This window comes from Mesorhizobium sp. M8A.F.Ca.ET.021.01.1.1 (genome assembly GCF_003998025.1).
Lineage (GTDB): Bacteria > Pseudomonadota > Alphaproteobacteria > Rhizobiales > Rhizobiaceae > Mesorhizobium.
In genome coordinates this window covers 1-9,426 of the sequence record NZ_RZSJ01000208.1, presented here as the reverse complement: position 1 = coordinate 9,426, position 9,426 = coordinate 1, and the positions used below count along the sequence as shown (strand labels likewise).

12 protein-coding genes are annotated in these 9,426 nt (G+C 65.5%); 7 read left to right on the top strand and 5 right to left on the bottom strand.

Going from position 1 to position 9,426, the window contains the following annotated elements:
• Together EOA36_RS17555 and EOA36_RS17550 are read right to left on the bottom strand one after the other, a co-directional pair.
• Window positions 1-1,187, bottom strand: a 1,187-nt coding sequence (locus tag EOA36_RS17555; RefSeq protein WP_127278708.1) for an FtsX-like permease family protein, incomplete at its 3' end; no start/stop codon positions are given.
• Window positions 1,187-1,882 carry an ABC transporter ATP-binding protein gene (locus EOA36_RS17550; RefSeq protein ID WP_127278707.1) on the bottom strand — a complete coding sequence of 232 codons (696 nt, stop codon included), beginning with the start codon at window positions 1,880-1,882 and terminating at the stop codon, window positions 1,187-1,189. The genes EOA36_RS17550 and EOA36_RS17555, both read right to left, overlap by 1 nt.
• 85 nt (window positions 1,883-1,967) lie before the next feature.
• Here EOA36_RS17550 and EOA36_RS17545 point away from each other — a divergent pair, with 85 nt between their 5' ends.
• Both EOA36_RS17545 and thpR read left to right on the top strand, forming a co-directional pair.
• Complete coding sequence (locus EOA36_RS17545) at window positions 1,968-2,612, top strand: arylesterase (RefSeq protein WP_127278706.1); 645 nt, start codon at window positions 1,968-1,970, stop codon at window positions 2,610-2,612.
• Between the two features lie 128 nt (window positions 2,613-2,740).
• A complete protein-coding gene (thpR, locus tag EOA36_RS17540) occupies window positions 2,741-3,337 on the top strand; it encodes an RNA 2',3'-cyclic phosphodiesterase (RefSeq protein ID WP_127278705.1) in 597 nt (198 codons plus the stop codon).
• Here thpR and EOA36_RS17535 read toward each other — a convergent pair.
• Entirely contained in the window at window positions 3,241-3,759 is a 519-nt protein-coding gene (locus tag EOA36_RS17535; RefSeq protein ID WP_127278704.1) for a low molecular weight protein-tyrosine-phosphatase, read from the bottom strand. The genes thpR and EOA36_RS17535 overlap by 97 nt on opposite strands.
• A gap of 56 nt (window positions 3,760-3,815) precedes the next feature.
• Here EOA36_RS17535 and EOA36_RS17530 point away from each other — a divergent pair, with 56 nt between their 5' ends.
• The 3 genes from EOA36_RS17530 (at window position 3,816) to EOA36_RS17520 (ending at window position 5,388) form a co-directional block, all read left to right on the top strand.
• The gene (locus tag EOA36_RS17530; protein ID WP_127278703.1) at window positions 3,816-4,112 is read left to right on the top strand and encodes a 4a-hydroxytetrahydrobiopterin dehydratase; all 297 of its coding nucleotides are present in this window, start codon (window positions 3,816-3,818) and stop codon (window positions 4,110-4,112) included.
• Window positions 4,113-4,250: 138 nt separating this feature from the next.
• Window positions 4,251-4,613: a YkvA family protein gene (locus EOA36_RS17525; protein WP_127278702.1), complete on the top strand. Its 363-nt coding sequence runs from the start codon at window positions 4,251-4,253 to the stop codon at window positions 4,611-4,613.
• Window positions 4,614-4,884: 271 nt separating this feature from the next.
• A complete protein-coding gene (locus EOA36_RS17520; protein WP_127278701.1) occupies window positions 4,885-5,388 on the top strand; it encodes an invasion associated locus B family protein in 504 nt (167 codons plus the stop codon).
• Window positions 5,389-5,441: 53 nt separating this feature from the next.
• On the opposite strand, the gene EOA36_RS17515 is transcribed toward EOA36_RS17520, so the two are convergent.
• Both EOA36_RS17515 and EOA36_RS17510 read right to left on the bottom strand, forming a co-directional pair.
• Window positions 5,442-6,797, bottom strand: a complete 1,356-nt coding sequence (locus tag EOA36_RS17515; protein WP_127278700.1) for a chloride channel protein — start codon at window positions 6,795-6,797, stop codon at window positions 5,442-5,444.
• Between the two features lie 209 nt (window positions 6,798-7,006).
• On the bottom strand, window positions 7,007-7,306 hold the full coding sequence (locus EOA36_RS17510) for a hypothetical protein (RefSeq protein WP_127278699.1): 300 nt from the start codon (window positions 7,304-7,306) through the stop codon (window positions 7,007-7,009).
• A gap of 268 nt (window positions 7,307-7,574) precedes the next feature.
• Between EOA36_RS17510 and rlmN the strand changes: the two genes are divergently transcribed.
• Together rlmN and EOA36_RS17500 are read left to right on the top strand one after the other, a co-directional pair.
• On the top strand, window positions 7,575-8,810 hold the full coding sequence (gene rlmN, locus EOA36_RS17505) for a 23S rRNA (adenine(2503)-C(2))-methyltransferase RlmN (RefSeq protein WP_127278698.1): 1,236 nt from the start codon (window positions 7,575-7,577) through the stop codon (window positions 8,808-8,810).
• The gene (locus tag EOA36_RS17500) at window positions 8,807-9,256 is read left to right on the top strand and encodes a hypothetical protein (protein WP_127278697.1); all 450 of its coding nucleotides are present in this window, start codon (window positions 8,807-8,809) and stop codon (window positions 9,254-9,256) included. The genes rlmN and EOA36_RS17500 overlap by 4 nt, the downstream gene beginning before the upstream one ends.
• Window positions 9,257-9,426 lie beyond the last annotated feature (170 nt).

Here is a 9,426-nt window from a genome sequence, read left to right as displayed (position 1 = left end):
CAGTGCCGGAACAGCGCGGTCGCCGGCACATCACGGGCGCGGCCGAGCGGCAGCAGCGCGAAAGCGAGCGTCACCAGCAGGCCGAACAGGGCCGCCATGGCGAGCGCGCCGGGATAGAAGCCGCCTCGCGCCGGCACCGGAATGACGGACTGCAGGGCCGCACTTGCGGCAAAGGGCATCAGCGCGCCCAGCACCAGGCCGGCGCCGATGCCGATCAGGGCGATGATCAGGATCTGCACGAGGTAGACGGCAAAGACGAAGCCGCCGGATGCCCCCAGGCTCTTGAAAGTGGCGATGACGCCGCGCTTGCCGTCGAGATAGGCACGCACCGCGTTGGCGACGCCGACGCCGCCGACCACCAGCGCGGTGAGCCCGACCAGCGTCAGGAACTGCGAGAAGCGTTCGATGTTGGAAGACAACGCCGGGGCGGCATTGCCGCGCGTGCGGATCGACCAGCCGGCCTCCGGAAAATCCCTGGCCGCCTGGTCCTGGATGGCCTTGAGCCGCGCCTCGTCGGCATCGGCGGGCAGCCGGACCTTGTAGGCATTCTCGACCAGGCTGCCCGGCTGGATCAGCCCCGTGGCGGTCAGGCCCTCTGTCGAGATCATCAGCCTTGGCGCGAAGCCGAAGCCGTCGGAGACCGCGTCGGGCTCGGTCACCAGCCTGGCGCGCAGTTCGAAGATGGCGGTGCCGAGCTTCAGCCGGTCGCCGATCTTGAGATGCAGCCGTTCGAACAGAAGGTCGGGTGCCGCGGCGCCGAAAACGCCGAACTGCCCGCCGAACAGTTCCTGCTTCGTCAGCGCCGGTTCGGTTTCCAGCGCGCCATAGAGCGGATAGGCATCGTCGACCGCCTTGGCCTCGACCAGCGCCTGGTCGGATCCGTCGGCCAGCCGCGCCATCGAGCGCATGCCGGCGGTGTGCGAAACGACGCCCAGCCCGTCGAGAAAGCCAAGTTCGGCCTGGCTGGCGTCGCGCTGGTTGATCTGGAAGCGAAGGTCGCCGCCAAGCAGCGTCTGGCCCTGATCGGCGACACCGGCGGTGATGGAGCGGGCCACCGAATTGACGCCGCCGATGGCCGCGACGCCGAGTGCTATGCAGGCGAGGAAGATGAGAAACCCGGACAGGCCGCCGCGCATCTCGCGCAGCGAGAAACGGATGGCGAGCTTCAATGTCCGCGCCAGCGGCATCAGGCAATGACCTTGATCGGCGCCAGCGCTTCGATCCTGCCGGAGCGCATCGACACCTGGCGCGAACAGCGCGCCGCGAGCGCCGGATCATGGGTGACCAACACCAGCGTCATGCCGCGCTCGGCCGCCTTGGCAAACAGCAGGTCGGCGACCTGCCGCCCCGTCGCCTGGTCGAGATTGCCGGTCGGCTCGTCGGCGATCAGGATGCGCGGTGATGGCGCCAGCGCCCGCGCGATCGCCACGCGCTGCTGCTCGCCACCGGAGAGCTCGCCGGGGTAGTGGGTGACGCGGTCGCTGAGGCCCACGGCCGCCAGTTCCCGCTCCGCCACCGAAAACGGATCCGCGTGGCCGGCCAATTCCAGCGGCACCGCGACATTTTCGAGCGCCGTCATGTTGGGGATAAGGTGGAAGGACTGAAACACGATGCCAATGTTTCGGCCACGAAACGAAGCGATTTGATCCTCGGTCTTGCCGTTGAGCAGCTCGCCCGCGATTCGTACCGTACCCGAATCGACCCGCTCCAGCCCTGCCAGCACCATCAGCAATGTGGACTTGCCGGACCCCGACGGGCCGACGATACCAGTCGCCTCGCCGCGCGCCACCTCGAGGCTGACGCCCTTCAGCACATCGACGGACGAAGCGCCTTCGCCGAGTGTCAGGGATACATCTTTCAGCGCGATGACGGCTTCTGTCAAAATGAAAGCGTCCTATATGGGGAGGGAGGCTCTGCCTGTCGCAAGCCATCGCCGGAAGAATTCTCTGTCATATGGGGCTTGCCGCATGTCTTTCAAACGCCGCTTTGCCGCAGGCCTGATCGTTTTCCTCGCCATTTGCGGCGCCATTTCGTCGGCGCGCGCCGAGCCATTCAAGATCGTCGGCTTCGGTGACAGCCTGATGGCGGGGTTCGGTCTTGGCCCGGGCCAGGGTTTTACAGACAAATTGCAGGCCGCCCTTCGCGCCAGGGGCCATGACGTCACCGTCGCCGATGCCGGCGTCTCCGGCGACACCTCCAGCGGCGGCCTGGCGCGGCTCGACTGGTCGGTGCCCGACGGCACGCAACTGGTGATCCTCGAACTCGGTGCCAACGACATGCTGCGCGGCGTTTCGCCCGACATCACCCGGAAGAACCTTGACGCCATGCTGGGCAAGCTCAAGGAGCGCAAGATCGCCGTGCTCCTGGCCGGCATGCGCGCCGCGCCCAATCTCGGCGCCGACTACCAGAACGCCTTCGACGCCATCTTTCCGAACCTGGCCGGCAAATACGCTGTGCCGCTCTACCCGTTCTTCCTCGACGGCGTCGCGGGGCAGCCCACCCTGCAGCTCGAGGATGGCCTGCATCCGAACGCGGGGGGGGTCGACCTGATGGTCGAGCGCATCCTGCCGACGGTCGAGAAGGCCATCGCCGCGGCCCCGGGAGGGTCGTGAGGCCGCCAGGAATCGCTTTCCGTTAGGGAAGTTTTTAGCAATGACTGTGACCAATAAACCTCTTGCTCGATCAGGCTATCGATGATTCGCTACAGGTGACAGTTCGATTCGAGGAAGGGAGGCTCTTCATGCCGCGTCTTTTCACCGCCCTCGAAATTCCGCGTGACGCTGCCCTTTCGCTGTCCCTGCTCCGGGGCGGCCTCCCCGGGGCCCGCTGGATCGACGTTGAAAACTACCATCTGACGCTGCGCTTCATCGGCGATGTCGAGGGTCATGTCGCCGACGAGATCGCCAACGCGCTGGACCGGGTGCACCGCCCGTCCTTCTCGCTGATGCTGTCGGGTGTCGGCGCTTTCGGCCAGAAGAAGCCGCACGCCGTGTGGGCCGGCGTCGCCCCATCACCGGATCTGAGCGCCCTGCAGGGCGAGATCGACCGCATCTGCCAGCGGCTCGGCTTGGCCGCCGATCCGCGCAAGTTCACGCCGCACATCACCCTGGCGAGGCTGCGCAATTCGAGCCCGCTCGACGTCGCCCAATATCTGTCGGCGCGCGGCAATTTCTCGACGCTGCCCTTCCGCATCGGCCGCTTCGTGCTGATGTCGTCGCGCGATTCGGTCGGCGGCGGCCCCTATATCGTCGAGGAAGCCTGGCCGCTGTCAGGCGTCGATACCCGCGCCGCCAGCCGTGTCGCCAGCGCCTCGGACGCCTCGCGGATCATGCGGTAGACCGAAGCAAACGCTTCCTGGTCCTCATAATAGGGATCCGGCACATCGCGCGGCTCTCCCTCGGCGAATTCCAGAAACAGGTGGACGCGGTCGCGCACCGCCGCCGGCGCCAGCGCCTTCAGGTCGGCGACGTTGGACCGGTCCATGCCGAGGATCAGGTCGAAGCGGTGAAAATCCGCCGGTGTGATCCTGCGCGCCCGCTGCCCTGAAAGGTCGATGCCGTGGCTCGTCGCGACCGCGATCGAGCGCGGATCCGGGGCGGAGCCGACCTCCCAGCCGCTGGTGGCGGCCGAATCGAGCACGATCCCCCCGCCGTACCCGCGCTCTGCCAGCACGGCGCGAAGGACGCCCTCGGCCAGAGGCGACCGGCAGATGTTGCCGAGGCAGACGAAAAGAATGGAATTTATGGGCTTCGCGATCATGGATCCGGCGCTATGGTGGCGACTTCAGCGCATGCGCAATAGCACGGGAAGCGGACATGACGAGAGAGAAACTGGGCAGGGAAGCCGCCGAAGCAGCGCTGACTGGACTTGACGGCTGGGCGCTGGCACAGGACGGCGCCTCGATCGGCCGCACCTTTACCTTCAATAATTTCTCCGAGGCCTTCGCCTTCATGACCCGCGTCGCGCTCGCCGCCGAGAAGATGGACCATCATCCCGACTGGTCGAATGTCTACAAGACGGTCGACGTGACCTTGAACACGCATGACGCCGGCGGCGTGACGGCGCTCGATATCGAGCTGGCCAAGAAGATGAACCGCTATTTCGGCGGCTGAACACCGGCTGTCCATGCTCTGGGCCGGGCGCGGACCCGCCAAATCGGCACCGGCATCTTGCAGCCGGGTCCGGCTTTCACCACATTTTGATCCGCGAGCATGCGCCAGTCCGCGCATGGGACCCGCAAGGAGAGATTAATGGCGCAACAACCCGGTTTTGACTTCTTCGGCTTTGGCGACAGGCTGGGCGGCGAGGGCGAAGTGCGCGAAAAGTTCTGGCGCACGGCCAAGAAGGCCGCGCGGCAGATTCCGTTCATGGAAGACGTCGTCGCCGCCTATTACTGCGCCATGGACAAGAACACGCCGCTTCGAGCCAAGGGCATATTGGTGGCCGCGCTCGGCTATTTCGTCCTGCCGGTCGACCTCATCCCCGACTTCATCTTCGGTCTCGGCTTCACCGACGACATCGCCGTGCTGACCGCCGCGATCACCGCCGTCAGCGCCCATATCACGCCCGCGCACCGGCAGGCCGCCAAGGACGCCATCGCCGACAAGGGCTAAAGTCCCGCCGCGTCGGCCCGGCTTCTGGATCGGGCGTTCAGCGGCGCGTCAAAAGTCAAACTCTTGCCGTTTTCGTGGCCTCCAAGTCACCAAAGGGACGCCGTGCCGGCCGGTGACAAGGCGGCGGCGCGGAAATGGCGGCGGTTTCCTGGGGTGAGGGTCCTTTTCTCTTGGGAACTTCACCGTTTGGTAACCCAGATTAAATCAAAATGAACCGACGGCAGGACGCCATGCGGCCCGCCTCCGCACCATTTGGAATACGGGAAAAACGATGCGCGGATTGATTGCACTAGTTTCGAGCCTGGTCCTGGCCGCCTCGGCAGCGCCGGCGCTGGCGCAGCAGGCGACCAAGATCGGCCAGCACAATGCCTGGGGCACCTACAGTTACCAGGCGTCGGGCGGCAAGGTCTGCTACGTGCTGACCGTGCCGACCGACAAGCAGCCGCCGACGCTCGACCATGGCGACATGTTCTTCTTCGTCAGCCAGCGGCCCGGCCAGCAGGTATCCTATGAGCCGCAGTTCATCGCCGGCTACAATTTCCAGGAAGGCTCCAAGGCCACCGTCACCATCGACAAGAAGACCTTCTCGATGTTCACGCGCGGAAAATCGGCCTGGGTCGAGAACGCCGCCGAGGAGCCGGTGCTGATCGCGGCGATGAAGACCGGCACCGACATGAAGGTGTCGGCGAAATCGGGCCGCGGCAATCCCACGAACTATGTCTTCTCGCTGAAGGGTATTTCGGCGGCGCTGTCCTCGATCGCCAAGTGCAAATAGGCTATCTTCGTTTTTGAACCAAGGCCGGGCCGCAACGCCCGGCTTTTTGCCTTTCAGCCCAGGCCTGATTCCGGTGCGGCTTCCGCCCGCCGCCGCCGGATTGCCTCGGCGCTGAAGACCCGCGACAGCGCGTGATAGAGCGGCTCGTGCGAAATCAGGCGCGCCGTGCCGTAGCCCAGCATCGAGGCCAGCATCAGGCCGATGACATTGTCGTGATTGCCGGTCATTTCGAGGATGATGACGAAGGCCGTCATCGGCGCCTGCACGACCCCGGCGAAATAGCCGGCCATGCCGAGCAGCGCCGCGACGCCGGCGCTGCTGCCGAACACCAGGCCGAGCGAACTGCCGATGCCGGCGCCGACCGCCAGCGAGGGCGCGAAGATACCGCCAGGAATTCCTGAAATCATCGATAGCAGGCCGGCTGCGAATTTCTCGGCAAAGAAGAACCAGGGCAGCGGCGTGCCTTCGACGGCGCTGCGCGCCTGCACGTAGCCGGTGCCGAAGGTCAGCCCGCCCGAGACGATGCCGATCACCGCCACGGCCAGCCCGCAGACGGCCGCCACCAGCAGCGCGCGCCACAGCGGCTGCAGCGCGTTCCAGCGCCGGATGCGCCGCGTCGCCTTCAGCGCCAGCAACGAGAACAGGGCGCCAAAGCCGCCGCCGATGACGCCGCAGGCGATCACCAGCGGCCAGTCGGCGGCAAACGAGATCGTGTCCTTGGACACACCGAAATAGGTGTAGTTGCCGAGCACGCCAAGCGAGGCGAGGCCGGCCAGGATGACCGCCGTCAGCACCAGCCCGTTGGTGCGCGCCTCATAGGTGCGGCCCATCTCCTCGATGGCGAAGACGATGCCGGCGAGCGGCGTGTTGAACGCGGCGGCGATGCCGGCGGCCGATCCGGCCAGGATCAGGCCGCGCGCCTGCGCCATGCCGCCCCAGCGTGCCGCCTGCAGCATCAGCGACGCGCCGACCTGCACGGTCGGCCCCTCGCGGCCGATGGAAGCGCCGCAGAACAGGCCGACAAGCGTGAGGGCTATCTTGCCCACCACCAGCCGCAGCGACAGGATATGGCTGCGGTCGTCATCGTCGCGCAGATGCCGGGCGGCGATCGCCTGCGGAATGCCGCTGCCTTGCGAGCCCGGAAAGAAGGCGTGCGCCAGCCATGCGCACAGGACAAAGCCGAGCGGCGTGATCGCCAGCGGCAGATACGAACGCCAGCCGCCATCATTGCCGATCACCACATGGAACAGCGCCTGTGCCTTGTCGGCCAGCACGGCAAACAACACGCTGATCAGGCCGATCGAGATCGCACCCGCCCAGAACACCAGGCGCGGCTGCCAGACACGCCGCGATGCCCACATGGCGCGCGAACGCCGCAGCATGGGATGTCTTCGCGATTGGCCGGCCATGTCTGTCCTCGTGGGGAAACCCCAGCCGTAACACAGGCACGATGCCAATCAAGCAATAGTCTGATGATCGGACCGGGGACCAAAAGGCCGCGATGTTGGGCGTCCGCTCGCGGGCATGATCCGGAAAGCGCATAAGCCGCGTTCAATCGAAGTGAAACCTGCCCCGTCCCGCCGGCCTCCAAGCCGGCGGGCAAGCGCTCGCGAGATCGTCACATGGCCATCTTTTCACATTCGGCCTGGGCCTTCTTGGTCGACGTATCGATCATGTAGGCCTTACCCTTGGCGTCGGTCATCATCATCATGCAGTGCTTGATGGGCTTGGCCATTTTCATCATGTCGGCGCTCATCTTCGCGTCCGGCATCATGGTGCCCATGTGCCCGTCCGGCATGATCGCCGTCACCTGGCCACCTTTCATCATGGTCATGGTGCCCATCGTATCCTCGGCAAGCGCCTGCGAGGCGCAAAGAGCGGCGACGCCGGCAATGACGGCGAATTTGATCGATTTCATTCTGCATACTCCCATTGTGCGGGGGCACAGTTGCCCCGTTTCAGGGTTCGCCGATGGCTCGCCAGCCGTTACGCCGACACGAATATGTGATCGATCGCGCGCCGGCAAACAGCACCAGCCAGGCGCGGCTTGTCCACCGCCACCCGGCGGCGGGACAGGCTGCCCGATCGCCCGCAGCATGACTCTGCCGCCAAGCTGTGCTATGCGCCGCGCTTGACATCGGCCCGATGGATGAAATCGGCCGTAAACCGCTTATATCAGTGGAACCATGACCCTTTCACTCGACCTTACCGCCGAAGGCGCCCGCGACGCCTTGCGCGCTCGCCCCGTGCAGACAGAAAAGCCCTCGCTGATTGGCCTGACACGAGCCGAACTCGGCGAGGCTCTCGTCGCTTCAGGCATCGTGCCGGAGCGTCAGGCAAAAATGCGCGCCCAGCAGCTCTGGCACTGGATGTATGTGCGCGGCGTTTCAGACTTTGCCGGCATGTTCAACATCTCCAAGGACCTGCGCGCCGAGCTCGACAGGCACTTCACCGTTGCCCGGCCAGAAATCGTCGAGGAGCAGATTTCCGCCGACGGCACCAGAAAGTGGCTGTTCCGCTTCCCGCCGCGCGGCGCCGGCCGGCCGGTCGAGATCGAAACCGTCTATATCCCCGAGGAAGGCCGAGGCACGCTCTGCATCTCCTCGCAGGTCGGCTGTACCTTGACCTGCTCGTTCTGCCACACCGGCACGCAGAAGCTGGTGCGCAACCTGACGGCGGAAGAAATCCTGGCGCAGTTGCTTACCGCGCGCGACCGGCTCGGCGACTTCCCCGACCGCGACACGCCCGACGGCGCCATCGTGCCGGCCGAAGGCCGCAAAGTCTCCAACATCGTCATGATGGGCATGGGCGAGCCGCTCTACAATTTCGAGGCGGTGAAGAAGGCGCTGCTGATCGCCTCCGACGGCGACGGCCTGTCCCTGTCGAAGCGCCGCATCACGCTGTCGACCTCCGGCGTCGTGCCCGAGATTTTCCGCACCGGCGAGGAGATCGGCGTCATGCTGGCGATCTCGCTGCATGCCACCAATGACGATCTGCGCGACTTGCTGGTGCCGATCAACAAGAAGTATCCGCTGAAGGAGCTGATCGCCGCCTGCCGCGCCTATCCCGGCCTGTCGAACGCCAAGCGCATCACCTTCGAATATGTGATGCTGAAGGACGTCAACGATTCCATCGAGGACGCCAAGGGCCTGATCAAGCTGCTCAAGGGCATTCCGGCCAAGATCAACCTGATCCCCTTCAACCCGTGGCCGGGCACCAACTACCAGTGCTCGGACTGGGAAACGATCGAGAAATTCGCCGACTACATAAACAATGCCGGCTATGCCTCGCCGATCCGCACGCCGCGCGGCCGCGACATCCTGGCCGCCTGCGGTCAGCTCAAGTCGGAATCGGAGCGCATGCGCAAGGTCGACCGGCTGGCGCTGGAGGCCATGATGATCGCGGGGCACGGCGAGGTGTGAGCCGTCTCGTCGCCGGCCTCACGCGCCTCGCCATGATAGCAGTCGGCTACGTCGCCGCCGTGCTGACCTCTATCCTGGTGCCTGTGCTGCTGATCGTTCTTCTGGCCGGGATCGAGGACGGCAACTGGTCGATCATTTTCACATTCGACTGGCTGGCCTCCTTCCCGCTCGCCGTGCTGACCGTGGCGATCTGCGCGCTGCTGATCGTCGGTCCCGCGATCTTCCTCGCCGAACGGCTGGCGCTGCGGGGATGGTTCTACTTCGCCGTCACGGGTGCGGTCACGTCGATCGCCTTCGGTGTTTTTGTCCCCGGCTCGGCCGGAGGCTTCGTTTTCAACCCGGGCTTCCTCGGTTTTCTGGCCGCAGCCGGTGTTGCCGCCGGCTGGGTCTACTGGCTTCTGGCTGGACACAAGTCCGGGCATCTCACGGGACGCGACCCCCCATGACCCGTCTCGTCGCCTATATCGTGCGCTTCGCCGTCATCCTGTTCGGCTACGCCGTCGCCGCGCTGGCGGCGAGCGCCTTCCTCAACGTCCTGTTCCTGGCCTCGCTCGGCTACGCGCCGGCGCAAGCCCATCCGGCGGCGGCATCGCTCTATTTTTCCATTCCTTTCGTC

Bases quoted from the DNA above. Each gene is read 5' to 3' on its own strand.
- EOA36_RS17545 (WP_127278706.1), top strand. From the start codon at position 1,968: ATGTCTTTCAAACGCCGCTTTGCCGCAGGCCTGATCGTTTTCCTCGCC.
- thpR (WP_127278705.1), top strand. From the start codon at position 2,741: ATGCCGCGTCTTTTCACCGCCCTCGAAATTCCGCGTGACGCTGCCCTT.
- EOA36_RS17535 (WP_127278704.1), bottom strand. From the start codon at position 3,759: ATGATCGCGAAGCCCATAAATTCCATTCTTTTCGTCTGCCTCGGCAAC.
- EOA36_RS17530 (WP_127278703.1), top strand. From the start codon at position 3,816: ATGACGAGAGAGAAACTGGGCAGGGAAGCCGCCGAAGCAGCGCTGACT.
- EOA36_RS17525 (WP_127278702.1), top strand. From the start codon at position 4,251: ATGGCGCAACAACCCGGTTTTGACTTCTTCGGCTTTGGCGACAGGCTG.
- EOA36_RS17520 (WP_127278701.1), top strand. From the start codon at position 4,885: ATGCGCGGATTGATTGCACTAGTTTCGAGCCTGGTCCTGGCCGCCTCG.
- EOA36_RS17515 (WP_127278700.1), bottom strand. From the start codon at position 6,797: ATGGCCGGCCAATCGCGAAGACATCCCATGCTGCGGCGTTCGCGCGCC.
- EOA36_RS17510 (WP_127278699.1), bottom strand. From the start codon at position 7,306: ATGAAATCGATCAAATTCGCCGTCATTGCCGGCGTCGCCGCTCTTTGC.
- rlmN (WP_127278698.1), top strand. From the start codon at position 7,575: ATGACCCTTTCACTCGACCTTACCGCCGAAGGCGCCCGCGACGCCTTG.